The 19436-nt window shown below is 60.3% G+C and carries 19 protein-coding genes and 1 pseudogene; 9 read left to right on the top strand and 11 right to left on the bottom strand.

Translation table 11 applies throughout. The features are described from left to right. Window positions 1-305 (bottom strand): DUF4389 domain-containing protein (locus tag L9Z73_RS03735; protein ID WP_247396486.1); only part of this gene is annotated, 305 nt, incomplete at its 3' end. A 10-nt stretch (window positions 306-315) separates the two neighbouring features. After that, window positions 316-1341: an NAD(P)H-dependent glycerol-3-phosphate dehydrogenase gene (locus L9Z73_RS03730; RefSeq protein ID WP_247396483.1), complete on the bottom strand. Its 1026-nt coding sequence runs from the start codon at window positions 1339-1341 to the stop codon at window positions 316-318. Between the two features lie 195 nt (window positions 1342-1536). Between L9Z73_RS03730 and L9Z73_RS03725 the strand changes: the two genes are divergently transcribed. The 5 genes from L9Z73_RS03725 (at window position 1537) to fabB (ending at window position 8483) form a co-directional block, all read left to right on the top strand. Continuing rightward, window positions 1537-3657: a TonB-dependent receptor plug domain-containing protein gene (locus L9Z73_RS03725; protein WP_345894151.1), complete on the top strand. Its 2121-nt coding sequence runs from the start codon at window positions 1537-1539 to the stop codon at window positions 3655-3657. A gap of 1 nt (window position 3658) precedes the next feature. Next, window positions 3659-4588 (top strand): ABC transporter substrate-binding protein, encoded by a 930-nt coding sequence (locus tag L9Z73_RS03720; protein WP_247396478.1) that lies wholly within the window; start codon window positions 3659-3661, stop codon window positions 4586-4588. Then, window positions 4585-6486: an ATP-binding protein gene (locus L9Z73_RS03715; RefSeq protein ID WP_247396475.1), complete on the top strand. Its 1902-nt coding sequence runs from the start codon at window positions 4585-4587 to the stop codon at window positions 6484-6486. Before L9Z73_RS03720 ends, L9Z73_RS03715 begins: the two co-directional genes overlap by 4 nt. 249 nt (window positions 6487-6735) lie before the next feature. Next, window positions 6736-7251, top strand: coding sequence for a 3-hydroxyacyl-[acyl-carrier-protein] dehydratase FabA (gene fabA, locus L9Z73_RS03710; protein WP_247396474.1), 516 nt, complete (start codon window positions 6736-6738; stop codon window positions 7249-7251). Window positions 7252-7262: 11 nt separating this feature from the next. Continuing rightward, a complete protein-coding gene (fabB, locus tag L9Z73_RS03705) occupies window positions 7263-8483 on the top strand; it encodes a beta-ketoacyl-ACP synthase I (protein WP_247396473.1) in 1221 nt (406 codons plus the stop codon). A 92-nt stretch (window positions 8484-8575) separates the two neighbouring features. Here the strand turns inward: fabB and L9Z73_RS03700 are convergent. Next, window positions 8576-8827 (bottom strand): annotated as a pseudogene (locus L9Z73_RS03700) (HAMP domain-containing protein); the annotation flags it as partial. Here L9Z73_RS03700 and L9Z73_RS03695 point away from each other — a divergent pair. From L9Z73_RS03695 to L9Z73_RS03685, 3 genes are all read left to right on the top strand, one after another. After that, window positions 8823-8990, top strand: a complete 168-nt coding sequence (locus L9Z73_RS03695; RefSeq protein WP_247396472.1) for a hypothetical protein — start codon at window positions 8823-8825, stop codon at window positions 8988-8990. The pseudogene L9Z73_RS03700 and the gene L9Z73_RS03695 sit on opposite strands and share 5 nt — an antisense overlap. 8 nt (window positions 8991-8998) lie before the next feature. After that, complete coding sequence (locus tag L9Z73_RS03690) at window positions 8999-9415, top strand: OsmC family protein (protein ID WP_247396471.1); 417 nt, start codon at window positions 8999-9001, stop codon at window positions 9413-9415. Window positions 9416-9479: 64 nt separating this feature from the next. Continuing rightward, window positions 9480-10346 (top strand): pirin family protein, encoded by an 867-nt coding sequence (locus L9Z73_RS03685; protein WP_247396470.1) that lies wholly within the window; start codon window positions 9480-9482, stop codon window positions 10344-10346. Between the two features lie 97 nt (window positions 10347-10443). Here the strand turns inward: L9Z73_RS03685 and L9Z73_RS03680 are convergent, their stop codons facing one another. The 4 genes from L9Z73_RS03680 to L9Z73_RS03665 all read right to left on the bottom strand — a co-directional run bounded on the left by L9Z73_RS03680 (window position 10444) and on the right by L9Z73_RS03665 (window position 14156). After that, window positions 10444-11172 carry a dienelactone hydrolase family protein gene (locus L9Z73_RS03680; RefSeq protein WP_247396469.1) on the bottom strand — a complete coding sequence of 243 codons (729 nt, stop codon included), beginning with the start codon at window positions 11170-11172 and terminating at the stop codon, window positions 10444-10446. Window positions 11173-11236: 64 nt separating this feature from the next. After that, window positions 11237-13141, bottom strand: a complete 1905-nt coding sequence (gene htpG / locus L9Z73_RS03675) for a molecular chaperone HtpG (RefSeq protein WP_247396467.1) — start codon at window positions 13139-13141, stop codon at window positions 11237-11239. An 89-nt stretch (window positions 13142-13230) separates the two neighbouring features. Beyond that, window positions 13231-13683: a PaaI family thioesterase gene (locus L9Z73_RS03670; protein ID WP_247396466.1), complete on the bottom strand. Its 453-nt coding sequence runs from the start codon at window positions 13681-13683 to the stop codon at window positions 13231-13233. Further along, window positions 13680-14156 carry a PaaI family thioesterase gene (locus L9Z73_RS03665; protein WP_247396464.1) on the bottom strand — a complete coding sequence of 159 codons (477 nt, stop codon included), beginning with the start codon at window positions 14154-14156 and terminating at the stop codon, window positions 13680-13682. Before L9Z73_RS03665 ends, L9Z73_RS03670 begins: the two co-directional genes overlap by 4 nt. A gap of 158 nt (window positions 14157-14314) precedes the next feature. Between L9Z73_RS03665 and L9Z73_RS03660 the strand changes: the two genes are divergently transcribed. Then, entirely contained in the window at window positions 14315-14566 is a 252-nt protein-coding gene (locus L9Z73_RS03660) for a hypothetical protein (protein ID WP_247396461.1), read from the top strand. Between the two features lie 121 nt (window positions 14567-14687). On the opposite strand, the gene L9Z73_RS03655 is transcribed toward L9Z73_RS03660, so the two are convergent. The 4 genes from L9Z73_RS03655 to sucC form a co-directional block, all read right to left on the bottom strand. After that, window positions 14688-15428: a DUF599 domain-containing protein gene (locus L9Z73_RS03655; RefSeq protein ID WP_247396458.1), complete on the bottom strand. Its 741-nt coding sequence runs from the start codon at window positions 15426-15428 to the stop codon at window positions 14688-14690. A gap of 159 nt (window positions 15429-15587) precedes the next feature. Next, on the bottom strand, window positions 15588-16901 hold the full coding sequence (gene brnQ, locus L9Z73_RS03650; RefSeq protein WP_247396455.1) for a branched-chain amino acid transport system II carrier protein: 1314 nt from the start codon (window positions 16899-16901) through the stop codon (window positions 15588-15590). Between the two features lie 391 nt (window positions 16902-17292). Continuing rightward, a complete protein-coding gene (gene sucD, locus L9Z73_RS03645) occupies window positions 17293-18174 on the bottom strand; it encodes a succinate--CoA ligase subunit alpha (protein ID WP_003210566.1) in 882 nt (293 codons plus the stop codon). Beyond that, window positions 18174-19340, bottom strand: a complete 1167-nt coding sequence (gene sucC / locus L9Z73_RS03640; protein ID WP_053255233.1) for an ADP-forming succinate--CoA ligase subunit beta — start codon at window positions 19338-19340, stop codon at window positions 18174-18176. The genes sucD and sucC overlap by 1 nt, the downstream gene beginning before the upstream one ends. Window positions 19341-19436 lie beyond the last annotated feature (96 nt).

The raw sequence follows: 19436 nt of genomic DNA, 5'->3' as shown, positions 1-19436 counted from the left end.
GGCACGCTGTGGGCGGCTTCGCCGTCCGGCGCACGCGGCGTCGGCCAGTCGGCGAATGGCCAAGGCTTTTGCTCAGTGTGAAAACTGCCGAAGCGGCCGATCTGCGCGAGGAACTGGCTCAGGCTGTCGCCAAAATTCATCAGGCCCAGGTTCGGCGCGCCGTAGACCAGCCGGTAAATCAGTTGCACCACCACCAGCGCACCGAGCAGGAACTGCGCCACTTGCCACACCAGGGCAAACACCAGCATCCACAGGATGCGCAGGACAATGGACTCGTACTTGGGGGCTGCTTTCGGATCGTTCATGACGCGTTCCTCAGTTGAAACCACTGGTGGAAATAAAGTCGACATCGGTTTTTGGCTCGGCGCGCATCAGCAATTCGATGACCTGGTTCAGGGTGCGCCCTTCAAACAGGATCGCATGCAGCCCGGCGACCAGCGGCATGTACACACCCGCTTCCTGGGACTTGGCCTTGAGCACCTTGAGGGTATTGACCCCCTCGGCCACTTCGCCCAGGCGCGTCACCGCGTCTTCCAGGCTCAAGCCCTGGCCGAGGGCAAAACCGACCTGATAGTTGCGGCTTTTCGGCGACGAGCAGGTGACGATCAGGTCGCCCACGCCCGCCAACCCCAGGAAGGTCATCGGGTTTGCGCCCTGATTCACCGCAAAGCGGGTCATTTCTGCCAAGGCACGGGTGATCAGCATGCTCTTGGTGTTCTCGCCCATGCCCAACGCCACCGCCATGCCGGCAATGATCGCGTAGACGTTTTTCAGCGCACCGCCCAGCTCGACGCCGAAGCGATCGCCACTGGCGTACACGCGAAAGGTACGGCCATGCAGCACGGCCTGTACCCGCTCGCACAGTGCTTCGTCTTCACTGGCGATCACAGTGGCGGTCAGTGCATGTTCGGCCACTTCCCGCGCCAGATTCGGCCCGGACAGCACGCCGATGCGCGCCTGCGGGGCGATCTCTGCGAGGATTTCGCTCATCAGCTTAAAGGTGTGCGCCTCGATGCCCTTGGTCAAACTGACCAGCAGCTTGCCCGCCAGGCGTTCGGCGTGGGGCGCGAGCACCGAGCGCAAGGCACTGGAAGGCAGCGCGACGAAACATAGCTCGCAGGCCTCCAGGGTCGCCTGCAAGTCGGTGACCGGCTCGACCGCCGGATGAATCTTGATGCCTTTAAGGTAGCGCGGGTTTTCTCGATGGACGCGAATGGCCTCGGCCTGTTCGGGATCGCGCATCCACTGGCGCACCGGATGACCGTTCTCAGCCAGCAGGTTAGCCACGGCGGTACCAAAACTTCCGCCTCCCAGGACCGCAATAGGGCGCTGTTCAGTCATATGCAATCCGTTAATCCATACCAGTGGCGATGGCAGCATTATACGGAGCCCCCCGCTTGCGGCCAGCCCTCGTATCAATTCACATGCCTGTCGGAAAATGCCATACCGGCGCGGGGGAATTGCAAGGGCAACGACTGGCAAATGGCCCAGCCTCGGTTAACATGGTCGGCTATTCGTAATTATCAAGGCCGTGTCGTGTATTTGGGCCCTCCTCCCCGTTCATCTCTGTGGTTGATGTTGCTGTGCAGCGGCGCGGCGCTCGCCGACGACCTGTTCCTCGACAACCAACCGCTGCCGCAGGTGCTGACCGCCACACGCCTCAAACAATCGGCCGCCGCCGTGCCCGGCAGCATGACCGTGATCGACAGCGAACTGATCAAGGCCAGCGGTGCACGGGACATCGCCGAGTTGCTGCGGCTGGTGCCGGGCATGATGGTCGGCTACACCAGCGGCAATCAGGCGGCGGTGAACTACCACGGCACCAGTGCCAGTGATGCGCGACGCATGCAGGTTTTGATCGATGGCCGCTCGGTTTACCGCGCCGGCCTGGCTACGGTGGACTGGAGTGATATTCCGGTGGCCATGGAAGACATCGAGCGGATCGAAGTGTTTCGCGGGCCCAACACCGTCAGCTACGGCGCCAACGCGTTGATGGCGGTGGTGAATATCCTCACGCGCTCACCGGCTAACAGCCACGGTTCAAGGATAAAAGTGGTACGCGGCGAGCGCGGGATCAATGATTTTTATGCCAGCCAGGGCGTGGGCTGGGAAACCGGCGACCTGCGCCTGTCCATGTCCGGGCAGCAGGATGATGGCTTTGACAACGACGCGGTGGGCGCCGACCGCCGTGACGGTCGGCGTCTCAACCGCTTCAGTCTGGCGGTGAGCCAGACCCTGAACGCGCAACAGAGCATCGACTGGCAACTGAATGCCAAGGAAGGGACCAATCAGCGTCCTTATACCTACGTGCCAATATTCGCGGGGGTTACCGAAGGCGGCAACAATTCCGACGTTGCCGCCAAAGACTATGCCGGTTCCCTGCGTTGGAATTTCGATTTCAATCCCGAACACAGCCTGTATATCCAGGGCTCCGCCCAGCAATGGGACCGCCGGCAGATCTGGAAAGCCTGTGACGCCAAGGTGTCGTTCAGCCCGGAACTGACCCGACTGTGGCAGCTCAACCCCAATTACGCCGAGCGATTGGCCCGGCACATGGACACCTACAGCCAAGGTGTTGCGCCCCCCGGCAGTGCCGACGAACAAGCACTGGGCAACCAAGTGCTGGACCAATGGCGCAACGGCGCCAGCCAGAGCGTGTGCGGCGACATCGACCAAAGCACCCGCGAAAGCCGCTACGACCTGGAGGTCCAGGACACCCTGAGCCTGTCCGACAGCCTGCGCCTGGTCAGCGGTATGAACTATCGCTATGACCGCGCCGACTCCGACACCTATTTCAACGGCACCCTGGATGACATCACCTGGCGCCTGTTCGGCCAGCTTGAATGGCGCGCCAGCGAGCATTGGTTGCTGCAGGGCGGCACCATGTACGAAGACACCCACCTGAGCGGCAACTCGCTGACGCCGCGGGTGGCGGTCAACTACCTGATCAACCCGCGCCACGGCCTGCGCGCGGTGTACTCCGAAGCGATCCGCTCGCCGGACATGTTCGAGAACAACGTCAACTGGAGCTACCGTGTCACCAACCTCAGCTCGCCGGCCTACGGACAGAATTCCGGGCAGTACTTCGTCGCAACACGCGGCCCGGGCAACCTCGATAAAGAGCTGATGAAATCCCGCGAATTGGGCTATAACGGCTTTTTTGCCGACATCGGGCTGAACATGGACGTGAAATTGTTCTACGACGAAATCACCGACATGATCAGCTCGCCGCTGCGCAATAATCAGTACATTGCCAGCAACGCCAACAGCTCGCGCTTTACCGGCGCGGAATCCCAATTCGACTGGCGCATGAGCAACGCCGACCGCCTGCGGCTGACCTATGCTTACGTCGACGCCAGCTCCACCAACCCGCTGGACAAGGCGCAAACTGCACGCAACAGCGGTTCGGCCGGCTGGCTGCGCGAATGGGGGCAAGGCTGGTCCAGCGCCTTGTTCTACTATGGCGACGACGCCCTTAACCGCTATCGCTTCGAACGGGTCGACCTGCGCGTCGCCAAGCGCATCGCCTTGGGCAAAGCCAACGTGGAGCTGGCCGGCATGTTGCAACAACGCCTGGATGACCAGCCCACCACCTGGGCCGACAACAACTACGACCATCGCCAAGTGCTCTACTTCAGCGCGGAGTTAGAGTTCTGACATGGGCGATCAGTCACGGACGACCCTCCTCTCTCCCCCCAGACGCTGGCAGCGCTGCCTGCTGCTGCTGTGCCTACTGCTGAGCGTACCGGCCTGGAGCGCCGATATCCTGCTGACCGCCGCCGAAGACGGCGCCGGGGTGCAGGCATTCGTCCAGGCGCTTGCCCTGCAGCGCCCCGACGACCACGTGACCTTCACGCCGCTCACCGGCCTACCCGCCCCAAGCCAATTACCCGCCAGTACGCGCCTGATCCTGCTGGACCTGCCCAGCCTCGACTGGCGCCTGCAGGACGCCCAGGGCCCGTGGACCCTGGTGTTGCGCATCAGCCGCCTGCAGGCCCGCCAGCGCCTGGGCCAGGGCGTACCGGCCAAAATCAGCCTGCTGTGGAGTGACCCGCCGCTGGAGCGCCAATTGCGGCTGATCGCCACAATCCTGCCCCAGGCCAGGCGCATCGGCGTGCTCTACGGCGCCGACAGTGAATTCCTGCTCCGCGAGTTGCGCCAGTACGCCGCGCCGAGGGGCCTGGAGATCGTGCCCCAACGCTGGGACGACACTAACGACAGCCGCCCACTGCTGCATTTGTTCAGAAACAGCGATGTGCTGCTCGGCCTTGACGACCCGCAGCTATACAACCCGAAAACCGCGAAGAACCTGCTGCTGAGCAGTTACGCCCGGCAACTGCCGCTGGTGGGGCCCAATGCCGGGTTCGTCAAGGCCGGCAGCCTGGCCAGCACCTACAGCGACCAGACCAACTGGCTGGCCGTGCTCGACCGCCTGCTCGATCACCCGCCCGCTGGCTGGCCGCGCACGTTGTACCCGGAACACTTCAAAGTCATGGGCAACCCGCAAGTCGCACGCTCACTGGGCATCGAACAGGTCGACGAAGCCAACGTCGCCGCCCGCCTGGCCGAAGGAGAAAAACGCCCATGACCTTGCGTCGTCGTTGGGACATCAACACCCGCACCCAGCTCATCACCCTGGGCCCGGCACTGTTACTGACGTTGCTGTTGATCAGCTTCTTCACCTTCGTGCGCATCCAGGACCTGCGCCAGGAACTGGACCACACCGGCCAACTGATCGCCAACCAATTGGCACCGGCCACCGAATATGGGGTGATCTCCGGCAACAACGACGTGCTCGACAGCCTACTGCGCGCGACGCTGGCCACGCCCCATGTGCGTTTTCTGGAGATTCAGGACAGCGCCGAGAACATCCTGGTGTACGTCGAGCAACCCTCGGAAAATCACGACCGCTCGCTGTCGGTCAAAGTGTTCCAGGCACCGATCCGCCTGCAACATATCCAACTGGGCAATGACTTTTTCCAGGACAACCTCAACGAACCCAAGGCGCCACGTGCCGACTACCTGGGCCGGGTGATCGTCGGTATGTCCAACGATGCCTTCAGCCAGCGCCAGCAGGAGATTCTGTTCAAGGCCGGCGTGCTCGCGCTGTTCGCCCTGCTGTTTACCTTCCTGCTCGCGCGGCGCCTGGCCGCCAGCCTGTCGCAGCCGATCAGCGCCATGGGCCATGCGGTCAAGGCGATCCAGCAAGGCGACTACAAGACCCCGCTGCCGATTGTCGATGACTCGGAGCTCGGCGACCTCTCGCGACACATCAACAACCTTGCCGAAGGCCTCAACCAGGCCAGCCGCGAACAGCAGCAGGCCATGGCCCAGTTGATCCAGACCCGCGAGGAAGCCGAGCGGGCGAACAACGCCAAGTCGGATTTCCTGGCGATGATGAGCCACGAGTTGCGCACGCCGATGAACGGTGTGCTGGGCATGCTGCAACTGCTGGAAACCACCGAGATGACCGAAGAGCAGACCGAATATGCGGCGCTGGCCTCCGAGTCCACGGAACATTTGCTCAAGGTCATCAATGACATCCTCGACTTCTCGCGCATCGAACGCGCGGCCCTGGAGCTGGAACACATTCCGTTCAACCTCGCGGACCTGATCAACAGCTGCGCCCAGGCCTTCCAGCACAGCGCCCAGCAGCGCGGGCTGAGCCTCGAATTGCCGATCCCGCAGGGCCTGGACACGTTGCGCGTGAAGGGCGACCCGACGCGTATCCGCCAGATTCTGGTGAACCTGATCGGCAACGCGCTCAAGTTTACCGAGCACGGCAGCGTCAGCGTCGAGCCCCATTGGCAACCCCTCGACCATGAACTGGTGTGGTTCACCTGCACCGTGCGCGACAGCGGCATTGGTATTTCCGCCGAGCGCCTGGAACTGATGTTCGATGCCTTCCAGCAGGCCGACAGTTCCATTTCAAGACGTTACGGCGGCACCGGCCTGGGCCTGCCCATCGCCCGGACCCTGGCCGAACGCATGGGCGGTACCCTGCGCGCGCAGAGCGAAGAAGGCCGTGGTTCGGTGTTCACCCTGGAAATCCCGCTGGCCATCGACCAGCACAGCGTGCCGGCCATTGCCGCCAACGCCGAAGGCAAAGCCAGCGCGGGCAATGGCCGGCATGTGTTGCTGGTGGAAGACAACCCGGTCAACCGTACCGTGGTCGAAGCCATGCTGCGCAGCCTGGGTTTTGAAGTGAGCCTGGCCACCGACGGCGCCGAGGCGATCCGCAGCGCCGAGAGCCTGATTTTCACCGCGATCCTGATGGACTGCCGGTTACCGCTGATCGACGGCTACGAAGCCACCCGACAGATTCGCCAACTGCCGGGCTGCGCCGACCTGCCGATCATCGCCCTCACCGCCAACGCCTTGCAGGGTGACCGCGAACTCTGCCTGGCCGCCGGAATGAACGATTACCTGGCCAAGCCGTTCAAACGCACGGATTTGCAGCAAATCCTGCAGCGCTGGGTGCAATAGCGCCACGCCATTAGCCAACTGCGACTGGCGTGAAAGACGAAAGTGCGGCAGTCTTAGGCACCCGAACGGACCGCTAAATAGGCCCGGTTTATAATTTCAGTGAACAAGTGTACATTGAGTGCCTTGACGCTGTGACTTTCACTACAACGCAATAGTCTATGTGTAGGCTGCCGATATGAGGCATGAACGCGTCGTCGGTATCGGGAAGATTTGCCCTACCCTGCCGCATGGGATTATTGAGGAGCTCGCATGACCAAACAAAACGCCTTTACTCGGGAAGACCTGCTGCGCTGCAGTCGCGGTGAGCTGTTCGGCCCAGGTAACGCGCAACTGCCCGCCCCGAACATGCTGATGGTGGATCGCATCACCCATATCAGCGAAGAGGGTGGCAAGTACGGCAAAGGTGAATTGGTCGCCGAGCTGGATATCACTCCGGACCTGTGGTTCTTTGCCTGCCATTTTGAAGGTGACCCTGTCATGCCGGGCTGCCTGGGCCTCGACGCCATGTGGCAACTGGTCGGCTTCTACCTCGGCTGGCAAGGCTTGCCGGGTCGCGGTCGCGCCCTGGGTTCGGGCGAAGTGAAGTTCTTTGGCCAGGTTCTGCCAAGCGCCAAGAAAGTCACCTACAACATTCAAATCAAGCGCGTCCTCAAGGGCAAGCTGAACCTGGCTATCGCCGACGGTTCGGTGACTGTCGACGGTCGCGAGATCTATACTGCCGAAGGCCTTCGGGTCGGCGTATTCACTTCCACTGAAAACTTTTAAGGGTTATCCGCATGCGCCGCGTCGTTATCACTGGTCTGGGCATCGTTTCTTGCCTGGGCAATGACAAAGAGACCGTCACCGCTAACCTGCGTGCAAGTCGCCCTGGCATCCGCTTCAACCCGGAATATGCCGAAATGGGTCTGCGTAGCCAGGTTTCCGGCTCCATCGACCTGCCCCTCGAAGAATTGATAGATCGCAAGATCTACCGCTTCGTCGGCCACGCTGCCGCCTACGCCTACCTGGCCATGAAGGACGCCATCGCCGATTCCGGCCTGAGCCACGATCAGGTCTCGAACGTGCGTACCGGCCTGATCGCCGGCTCCGGCGGCGCGTCCACCCTGAACCAGATGGAAGCGCTGGACATCCTGCGCGAGAAAGGCGTGAAGCGCGTTGGCCCGTACCGTGTCACGCGGACCATGGGCAGCACCGTTTCCGCCTGCCTGGCCACGCCGTTCCAGATCAAGGGCGTGAACTACTCGATCTCTTCCGCTTGCGCCACCAGTGCTCACTGCATCGGTAACGCGGTTGAGCAGATCCAGCTGGGCAAGCAGGACATCGTGTTCGCTGGCGGTGGTGAAGAAGAACATTGGAGCCAGTCGTTCCTGTTCGACGCCATGGGCGCCCTGTCCACCCAGTACAACGACACCCCGGAAAAGGCCTCCCGCGCCTACGACGCCAAGCGTGACGGTTTCGTCATCGCCGGCGGCGGCGGCATGGTGGTGGTCGAGGAGCTGGAACATGCCCTGGCCCGTGGTGCGAAGATCTACGCGGAAATCGTCGGCTACGGCGCTACTTCCGACGGCTACGACATGGTTGCGCCAAGCGGTGAAGGCGCCATCCGCTGCATGCAGATGGCCTTGTCCACCGTGGATACCCCGATCGACTACCTGAACACCCACGGCACCTCGACTCCGGTCGGCGACGCCAAGGAAATGGAAGGCGTGCGCGCGGTATTCGGCGACAAGGCACCCGCCATCAGCTCCACCAAGAGCCTGTCCGGTCACTCCCTGGGGGCCGCAGGCGTTCACGAAACGATCTACTGCCTGCTGATGATGGAAGGCAACTTCATGGCTGGCTCGGCTAATATCGAAGAGATCGATCCGGTCGTCGCCGATATGCCGATCCTGACCAAGACCGTTGAAAACGTAAAAATCGACACCGTGATGAGCAACAGCTTCGGCTTCGGTGGCACTAACGCCACCCTGGTGCTGAAACGCTGGCAGGGCAAGTAAGCCCCGCAGGTTGATCACATGAAAAAGCCCCGACTGGTTCGGGGTTTTTTTATGGATTTTTGCTGAATCCCGCCGATCATCTGTTCGATTTACTGGCGCTGCCGGTGCAACCCGCGGGTGGCGTCTTCGATCACGCAACTGAGCTCTTCGGGGGCCGACGCGAGCGGGCTGGATGATTCGGAAATGCGCCGCAGGGTATCGCGAAGGTTTTCCTGCATGCCCTTGAGCGCTTGTTGTAGACGCGCCGCCTCATCCCGGCCACTCGGGCTGATCTCGCCGGCCAGATCGCCACCGACGACGTTCTGGGCGGCTCTCAGCGACCGCCCCAGCGACAGCACGATGCTGCAGGCTGTTTTTGACCTGAATGATTTCCTGCTCGTTCTGCGCGAGCGCCTGAAGCTCGCGAATGCTGGGAATCATGCCCGCAGCTTCCTGGAAAAAATCCTGGAACGCCTGAGTGCCAGCATGTTCTATAACTGCATGACTTTCTTCCTGCCACGCTTGTGAGGTTCGCCATGCCTGTTACCGTCAACACCCTGAATGCCGACAACTTCCGCCATAGCCTCAACATCGATAACCACGAGTTGTTCACCGACCTGCCCAAAAGCCTCGGCGGTGACGACTCCGCCCCCTCGCCACATGACTATTTCGATGCGGCCCTGGCGTCATGCAAGGCCCTGACCCTGAAGCTGTATGCGCAGAAAAAAGGCATCCCGCTGACCGGCGTAACTGTGGAAGTCACCCACGACGCCAGCGAAGAGCAAAAGGGCAAGTACGTGCTCAACGTCAAACTGACGCTCAAGGGCGTGCTCACCGATCAGCAACGCGACGAGCTGCACCGCATCGCCGACCGTTGCCCGATACACAAACTGATGACCACCGCCGAGGTGAGCATCGAGACAAAATTGGCGGAAGGTGCCTTCAGCCAGTAGCGGCAACCTCCGGTCGAGCGGGTTATGCTCAGGGCTCTCCAACCCGCTCAGACTGGGACGCACCATGACCACCCTCACCGTGATCCGCCCTCGCCTCGAAGATGTCGAAGGCCAGCCCATCCTGCGCCCGCTGCCATCGCGGGAATGTCGCAGCGTCGGGCCGTTCGTGTTTTTCGACCATATGCTGCCGACCCGCTATGCGCCGGGCAGCGGTATGAATATCCGCCAGCACCCGCATATCGGCCTGTCGACCCTCACCTACCTGTTTGAAGGCGCCTTGCAGCACAAGGACAGCCTCGGTTCGGACCAGTTGGTGGAGACCGGCGACGTGAGCTGGATGACTGCCGGCAGCGCGATTGCCCACGTCGAACGTACGCCCGAGGCACTCAAGGCCAAGGGGTTCAGCCTGCACGGGCTGCAAGTGTGGCTCGCCTCACCCAAGGACCACGAGACCGGGCCAGGGCACTACAGCCACCATCCGGCGGCTAGCTTGCCGGCCAGTGACAACCTGGGCGTGCAGATCCGCCTGATCGCGGGCAATGGCTTCTGCCTCAAATCACCGGTGCCGGTCCTGTCGCCCACGCTGTATGCCGACGTGCAGATGCAGACGGCCACCACCCTGCTGATCCCCGACGAGCATGAGGAACGCGCGGTGTACGTGCTGGAGGGTGACGTGCAGTTAGACGGTGAACCGCTTGAGGTACACAGCCTGGTGGTGTTGCCGAGCGAACAGGAGATGACTCTGTCTGCCGAGACCGATTGTCACCTGATGGTGTTCGGCGGCGCGCCACTGGATGGGCCACGCCGGATCAACTGGAATTTTGTGGCGAGCGATCCGACCGTGATCGAGCAGGCCAGGCAGCGTTGGGCGGCGGGGGATTGGCCGACGGTTCCCGGTGAAACTGAAAGAATTGAGTTGCCTGTGAGATAGCATTCGCGAGCAAGCCTGCGCCCACATTTAACCGCGTTATGCGGTCGAATGTGGGAGCGGGCTTGCTCACGATGAGGCCAGGACAGACGCTAGAGACTTAGCCCTTGAACACTTCATCCAACAAGTTATGCATCGACTGGAACGCCCGCGCAGCGGTCTTCGCGTCGTACATCATCATGCCCGGCACATTGGCCTGCGGGTCGGTGAAGGAATGCACCGCACCGCCATAGCTCAGCAGCTGCCAATCCACACCGGCCGCGTTCATCTCATCTTCGAACGCCGGCAGTTGCTCTTTCGGCACCAGCGGGTCGGAGGCGCCATGCAACACCAACACCGAACCCTTGATGTTTTTCGCATCCGCCGGGTTTGGCGTGTCGAGGGTGCCGTGGAACGAAACCGCCGCCTTCAACGGTGCGCCGGTGCGCGCCAGCTCCAGCGAGCAGCAACCGCCAAAGCAGAAACCGAAGGTGGCCAATTTGGATGTGTCCACCGCAGCTTCGGTCTGGCCTTGCAGTTGCTCAAAGGCCGCCTGCATGCGCGTGTTCAACAAGGGGCGGTCGTTCTTCAACGGCATCATTGCCGCACCGGCTTCATCGTTATTCGACGGGCGCACGGTTTGCCCGTAAAGGTCGGCGATCAGTACCACGTAGCCTTTGCTGGCGACGCGCTTGGCGATCTCTTCGGCACCCGCACTCACCCCCATCCAGTTCGGCGCCATCAGCAGGCCCGGCAGCGGACCGGTTTGGCTGGCATCGAAGGCCAGGCGGCTTTCATAAGACTGGCCATCAATCTGATAGACCACGGAACGCACAGTGACTTGGCTCATCATTTACTCCAGTTGAGGGGCACAAATGAAAAAACCCGCCGAAGCGGGTTTTTCTACAACGGGTTTAAACTGACAGTTCAACCAACAGCTTGTTCAGTCGGCGCACATAAGCGGCCGGGTCTTTCAAGCTGTCGCCAGCGGCCAGGGCCGCCTGATCGAAGAGGATGTGCGACAGGTCGCCAAAACGCTCTTCGCTTTGTTCGCCGTCGAGTTTCTCGATCAGCGGGTGAGCCGGGTTGAATTCGAAGATCGGCTTGGAGTCCGGCACCTTCTGCCCGCTGGCTTCGAGGATCTGACGCATCTGCATGCCCAGGTCCTGCTCGCCGATGGCCAGGATCGCCGGGGAGTCGGTCAGACGGTGGGAAACCCGCACTTCGCTGACGGCATCTCCCAGGGACGCCTTGATCCGCTCAACCAGGCCTTCCTTAGACTTGGCCACTTCTTCAGCGGCTTTTTTGTCTTCTTCGGAATCCAGGTTGCCCAGGTCCAGGTCACCACGAGCCACGTCGACGAAGGTCTTGCCGTCGAATTCGCTGAGGTAGCTCATCAGCCACTCATCGATACGGTCAGTCAGCAGCAGCACTTCGATGCCTTTCTTGCGGAAGACTTCCAGGTGCGGGCTGTTCTTGACCTGAGCGTAGGTTTCGCCGGTCAGGTAGTAGATCTTGTCCTGACCTTCCTTGGCGCGTGCCAGGTACTCGGCCAGGGACACCACCTGCTCGCCGTCTTCGCCCAGGGTGGACGCAAAGCGCAGCAGGCCGGCGATTTTTTCCTTGTTGGCGAAATCTTCAGCCGGGCCTTCTTTCATGACCTGGCCGAAGTTTTTCCAGAAACCTTTGTATTGCTCAGGCTCGTTCTTCGCCAGTTTTTCCAGCATGTCGAGAACGCGCTTGGTCAGCGCCGACTTCATGGAGTCGATGATCGGGTCTTTCTGCAGGATTTCCCGCGACACGTTCAGCGACAGGTCGTTGGAGTCGACCACGCCTTTGATAAAGCGCAGGTACAGCGGCAGGAACGATTCCGCCTGGTCCATCACGAACACGCGCTGCACGTAGAGCTTCAGACCCTTTGGCGCTTCGCGCTGGTACAGGTCGAACGGTGCACGGGCCGGTACGTAGAGCAGCGAGCTGTATTCCAGCTTGCCTTCGACCTTGTTGTGGCTCCAGCTCAGCGGGTTTTCGTAGTCGTGCCCGATGTGCTTGTAGAACTCCTGGTATTCCTCGTCCTTGATCTCGGTACGCGGACGGGTCCACAGGGCGCTGGCACGGTTGACGGTTTCCCACTCAACGGCTGGCGCTTCTTCGCCTTCGGCGGCTGCTTGCTCTTTCGGCAGCTCGATCGGCAGGGCGATATGGTCGGAGTACTTCTTGATGATGTTGCGCAGGCGCCAGCCATCGGCGAATTCATCTTCAGCGGCCTTGAGGTGCAGCACGATGCGCGTACCACGATCAGCCTTTTCGATGGTGGCGATTTCAAACTCGCCCTCGCCTTTCGAAGACCAATGCACACCTTCACTGGCGGCGAGGCCTGCGCGGCGGCTGAACACTTCAACCTTGTCGGCGACGATGAAGGCCGAGTAGAAGCCCACACCGAACTGGCCGATCAGGTGCGAATCTTTCTTCTGATCACCCGAAAGGTGCTTCATGAAATCAGCGGTGCCGGATTTGGCGATGGTCCCCAGGTGGGTGATCGCATCGTCACGGCTCATGCCGATACCGTTGTCTTCGAGGGTAACGGTCTTGGCGTCTTTGTCGAAGCTCACGCGGATTTTCAGTTCGGCGCCGCCTTCCAGCAACTCCGGCTTGGACAGGGCTTCGAAACGTAATTTGTCGACAGCGTCAGAGGCGTTCGAGATCAATTCGCGAAGGAAAATTTCCTTGTTGGAATACAGCGAATGGATCATGAGGTGCAGCAGTTGCTTCACCTCGGTCTGGAAGCCCAGGGTTTCCTTTTGAGTTTCCACACTCATGGTCATCAAACTCCAATTGGATGGCAGTGGCCGCGCCCTAGAGGGTTGGCGGCGGGTTGTCATCAAAGTTGGGGGCTAAGACCAGAATTTCAAGGGCGGGGCACTTCCTCGATCTTGAAATGCGCGCGAGCGGTGGCAATGGGTTCGGCCGCAGTGCTCTGCCAGGCGGTGATCGCCACATTTGCCACCCGTCGACCTTGGCGCCAGACCTGGCATTTGGCGTATGTGTCGCGAAACTGGCCGGCACGCAGGTAATCCAGAGAAAAGTCGATGATTTTCGGCAGGCCCGGAGCGCCGGTGAACACCAGCAGGTGCAACGCGGCGCAGAGCTCCATAAAGCCTGCAATCACACCGCCGTGCAGCGCCGGCAATATCGGGTTACCAATGTTGTCCTTGTTGGCCGGCAGACGGAACAGCAGCTCATCGCCTATCCGCGTGCATTCGATGCCGATCAGCTTGGCATAGGGGATCAGGTCGAGCAGCGCCTCATAGTTGCCGCACTGATGGGCCTGCTCCAGACGCGTCTTGAATGAATGAGTCATGCCTGCTCTCCCTTGATCGTGTTGCCCAACCCTTGCGTGCCCTTGAGGCGCTTGCCCATGCGCATGAACGTGCCCACCGCGTGTGCGACGGGTTGTTGCGGGTCGTCCTGGTAAGCGAAACCACGGGTAAAAATCACGTCGGTGGTCACGCGGTAACACTGGGCGAAGCCATACACCGGTTTGTGCGGTTCGGCGGGATGCATGTAGTCGATGCGCAGGTCCAGGGTCGGGCACACCTCGAACTCCGGCAACACACACAGGGTGGCCATGCCGCAGGCGGTGTCCATCAATGAAGTCAACGCGCCACCATGGATGACGCCCGTCTGGGGGTCGCCAACGATCGTCGGGCCGTAGGGCAGGACCAGGGTGATCCCCTCTTCGCTGGTGTGATGAACGGTAATGCCCAGCACCTGGCAATGGCGCAGAGCCGAAATAAAGCGTTTGGCACGCTCCAACAAGGAGTTTTCGGTCATTCGGTTCAGACTCTTATGAGTGTGGGTCCGGCGGAGTATGGACCGTCGGGGAAAGTTCCTTGGAAAAATGCTTTATATATCTGTGGGATAAAAGGAACTAATGCTGGCCCCATATGCTCGAAAGGCCAGTAGATATCTTCACTAAGGAGAAACACCCCATGCGCAAGACTTTAGCTATTTCCATGATGTTGGCCGCCGCCCTCGGTCTGGCTGCCTGCGACAAAAAATCCGAAGACAAAGCCCAAGATGCCGCCGCGCATTCAGAGCAAGCTCAGAAAGATATGGCGAAAGCACAAGATAAAGTGAACGACGCCGCGAAAGAAAACGCCGATGCTGCCAAAGCTCAGGCCGAATCGAACAAGGCCGCAACACAAGAAGCCGCACCTGCTACCCCAGCAACCGGTTCTTGATACCGGGGCTTGACATAGCTTGGCTACAAAAAGAAAGCCCGCTTAGATAGCGGGCTTTACTTTGCCTGATGTGTTTAGCACTTGGGCGAGGCGCTATAAGTCGGGCAAAACCCGCAGCGTTCTATACCACCGGTTCTTTCGCCACGTCCGGCAGCGGCGTGTCGGTCTGCGTATACACCATCACTTGCAGTACGTCGGAATGAAACTCCCGGCGATACAGCACCAATACCACCCCTGTACTCATCAACATGAACAGCCAGGGGCTGACAAACCACGCCAGCATGGTCATGCCAAAGTAATAAGCGCGCAGGCCAAAGTTGAACTGGTTGGCCGCCATCGAGATTACCCGCGCCGCCCGCAGGGCAAACGCCTTGCGCTCCTGCTCCGACACGTGCCGCTCACCGATCATCGGCGCCGACCCCACCAGCACGGCCGCGAAGTTGTACTGGCGCATGCACCAACTGAACGTGAAGAACGCGTAGACGAACGCCAGCGCCAGGCACAGCAGCTTGATCTCCGACATGCCCTGGGACGCCTGCTGCACCATGGGAATGTCCGCCAACAACGACACGGCTCGCTCGGACGCCCCCAGCACCGTGAGAATGCCGGCAAGGATGATCAAGGTGCTCGAAGCGAAGAACGAGGCGTTGCGCTCCAGGTTGCCGATCACGCTGGCGTCGGCGATGCGGTTGTCGCGCAGCAGCATGCGGCGCATCCAGTCTTCGCGATACAGGTGCAGCACACTGGCCAGGCAGGCAGTGTCGCGGGCTTTCCAGGTCGCGTAACGGGTGTAGCCGCCCCAACAGATAACAAACCAGAGTGCGGCAAGCAGGTGGATCAGGTTGGCTTCGATAAACGGCATGCGGGTCCTTATACACAGTAGAGGGAAACTGTGGGAGCTGGCTGGAGCTTTTCGTTACCCCTTCGACGTTAGCCCACTGGAAAAGACACTGCCCGTCACGCAAAAAAAATGCCCCATATCGATTGATACGGGGCATTTCGGTACAGCCTGAAGCGTGCGTTACGCGATGGCTTCGCTGCGCTTGCCGAGCATGCGGTCCACCACCACAGCAACCACCAGGATCATCACCGATGGCACCAGCCACGCAAGGCCCTGCTCGCTCAACGGCAGGTTAGCCAATTGCGACGGCATCCAACCCGCCAGGCCGGCGCCCTTGAGCGCATCGATGCAGCCAAAGATGAACGACACCAGCATCACCGGGCCAACGATGCGGCTCTGCTCCTGCCAGAAGTCTTTGCAGAAGCTCAAAGCCACCAGCACGATGCACGGCGGGTAGATTGCGGTAAGCACCGGGATCGAGAACGCGATCAGCTTGGTCAGGCCCAGGTTGGACACGAACAGCGAGAACAGCGCCAGGATCACCACCAGGGTCTTGTAGGACAGCGGCAGGATTCGGCTGAAGTATTCGGCACAGGCACAGGTCAGGCCGACGGCGGTGACCAGGCAGGCCAGGGAGATCAGCACAGCCAGGAAGCCGCTGCCCAGGGAGCCAAAGGTGTGTTGCACGTAGGCATGCAGAACAGCGGCGCCATTGGCGGCACCGGCAGCGACTTCATGGCTGCCCGCCCCAAGGCGGAACAGGCTGATGTACACCAGCGCCAAGCCGACGCCGGCGATCAACCCGGCAATGATCGCGTAACGAGTGATCAGCTTGGGCGATTCGACCCCACGGGAACGGATCGCGTTGACGATCACGATGCCGAACACCAGCGCGCCCAGGGTATCCATGGTCAGGTAACCATTGATAAAGCCTTGGGAGAACGGCGCAGACACATATTCCGGGGTCGCGACCCCCACGTCACCAGCCGGCAAGGCAAACGCGGCAATACCGAGGATGGACAGCGCGATAATTTTCAGCGGTGCCAGGAAACGGCCCACGGTGTCCAGCAGGCGGCCGGGGTACAGGGAGACGAAAAACACCACCAGAAAGTACACAGCGCTGTAGAGGAAAAGTGCCAGCGGGCTTTCGCCAGTCAACGGCGCCAAGCCCACTTCAAAGGAAACCGTCGCGGTACGCGGGGTGGCGAACAGCGGCCCTACCGCCAGATACGCCGCCGCCGCCAGCACGCCACCGGCGATCTTGCCGATCGGGCTGCTCAACGCGTCCATACCGCCGCCGACCTTGGCCAGGGCGATTACCGTGACCACCGGTAGCCCGACTGCGGTGATCAGGAAACCCAACGCCGCCATCCAGACATGGGGCCCGGACTGCAAACCAACGATAGGCGGGAAGATGATGTTACCGGCGCCCACGAACAGGGCAAAGGTCATAAAGCCCAACGCCAGGATGTCCTGGCTTTTCAACACTTTCATTTGAGGAAATACCACACTACTGAATCGGAATTTAGAGAGGGCTTCCCTATGGATGAGGGAAATGCTGTCGGCCCTTATGGGCACCAACCGGTCTAGCGCGCGGCTTCCTTTTGGGATGCGGGCGCTTTAAAGAGGCAGCAAGGGTACAGAATTTGGCCGATAAACGCACTGTTGCAGGGCGGACTGTCCGATAAGCGACATCCGAATGTCGTGTTTTCATACTTAATTTGGCAATACAGACAAAAAATGTGGAAGGGAGCTTGCTCCCCTATCGGGAGCAAGCTCCCTTCCACATGGGACCGAGCACATTTCAATAAATGGGCCGCCAAAAACGCACAAAGGCCACCCGAAGGTGGCCTTTGCCTGGTGAAGCGTCAGTTAAGCGCGAGGCTTACTTGACAGCCCAACCGGTCAGCTCGGACAGAGCCTTGCCGATGTCTGCCAGCGAACGCACGGTTTTCACGCCTGCGTCTTCCAGGGCAGCAAACTTCTCGTCTGCAGTGCCCTTGCCGCCAGAGATGATTGCGCCAGCATGGCCCATGCGCTTGCCAGCAGGGGCAGTCACACCAGCAATGTAGGAAACAACCGGCTTGGTCACGTGTGCCTTGATGTAGGCAGCCGCTTCTTCTTCAGCCGAACCGCCGATCTCACCGATCATTACGATCGCTTCGGTCTTCGGGTCTTCCTGGAACAGCTTCAGGATGTCGATGAAGTTCGAGCCTGGGATCGGGTCACCGCCGATGCCGACGCAAGTCGACTGACCGAAACCGGCGTCAGTGGTCTGCTTCACAGCTTCGTAGGTCAGGGTGCCGGAACGGGAAACGATACCGACTTTACCTGGCAAGTGAATGTGACCGGGCATAATGCCGATCTTGCATTCGCCTGGAGTGATCACGCCTGGGCAGTTAGGGCCGATCAGGACCACGCCCAGCTCGTCGCACTTGACTTTGGCGTCCAGCATATCCAGGGTAGGAATGCCTTCGGTGATGCACACGATCAGCTTGATGCCGCCGAATGCCGCTTCCAGGATCGAGTCCTTGCAGAAAGGAGCTGGGACGTAGATCACGCTGGCGGTGGCGCCAGTGGCTGCTACAGCGTCTTTCACGGTGTTGAACACGGGCAGGCCCAGGTGCTCGGTGCCGCCTTTGCCCGGAGTTACACCACCAACCATCTTGGTGCCGTATTCGATGGCTTGCTGGGTGTGGAAACTACCTTGCGAACCGGTAATACCCTGGCAGATAACTTTGGTGTCTTTATTGATCAGGACGCTCATTATTTGCCCTCCGCAGCTTTGACAACTTGTTGAGCAGCGTCGGTCAGGCTGGTAGCCGCGATGATGTTCAAACCGCTTTCTGCCAGTACTTTAGCGCCCAGTTCAGCGTTGTTACCTTCAAGGCGAACAACCACCGGGATTTTCACGCCGACTTCTTTCACTGCACCGATGATGCCTTCGGCAATCATGTCGCAACGAACGATGCCGCCGAAGATGTTGACCAGTACTGCAGCGACGTTGGCGTCGGACAGGATGATCTTGAAGGCTTCGGTTACGCGTTCTTTGGTAGCACCACCGCCCACGTCGAGGAAGTTGGCTGGTTTGCCGCCATGCAGGTTGACGATGTCCATGGTACCCATGGCCAGGCCAGCACCGTTGACCATGCAGCCGATGTTACCTTCCAGGGCTACGTAGTTCAGTTCGAACTTGGCAGCGTGCGCTTCGCGCGGATCGTCTTGCGACGGATCGTGGAAAGTCTTCAGCTTAGGCTGACGGTACATGGCGTTGGCGTCGATGTTGATCTTGGCATCGAGGCAATGCAGATCGCCGTCAGCCTTGATCACCAGCGGGTTCACTTCCAGCAGGGCCAGATCGTGATCCTGGAACAGTTTGGCCAGACCTACGAAGATCTTGGCGAACTGGGCAACTTGCTTGCCTTCCAGACCCAACTGGAAAGCCAGCTCGCGACCCTGGAATGGCTGAGCGCCAACCAGTGGGTCGATAGTGGCTTTGAGAATTTTTTCTGGAGTGTCGTGAGCGATCTTTTCGATATCCACGCCACCTTCGGTGGAAGCCATGAACACGATACGACGGCTCGAACGGTCAACGACAGCGCCCAGGTACAGCTCTTTAGCGATATCAGTGCACGATTCAACCAGGATCTTGGTGACTGGCTGGCCATTGGCATCAGTCTGGTAAGTCACCAGACGCTTGCCCAGCCACTGTTGTGCGAAGGCCTTGGCGTCTTCTTTGCTGCGAACCAGCTTAACGCCGCCCGCTTTACCGCGACCACCTGCGTGAACCTGGGCTTTTACAACCCATTCGGTCCCGCCGATTTTATCGCAAGCTTCTGCTGCTGCTTCCGGGGTGTCTACTGCGTAGCCCTGGGATACTGGCAGGCCGTATTCAGCGAACAGCTGCTTACCCTGATACTCGTGAAGATTCATGCTTTTTACCGTCTTCGTTAGGTACTGCGCATTCGGCGCTGCGCTCATTATGAGTGCCGCGCCACCTGTGACTGCTGCTTACGCAACTTGCCGGAC

Origin of the sequence: Pseudomonas emilianonis (assembly GCF_023072625.1) — a bacterium.
Taxonomy (GTDB): domain Bacteria; phylum Pseudomonadota; class Gammaproteobacteria; order Pseudomonadales; family Pseudomonadaceae; genus Aquipseudomonas; species Aquipseudomonas paraveronii.
The sequence above is the reverse complement of the archived record's forward strand: the minus strand, read 5'-3'. Positions and strand labels throughout refer to the sequence as shown.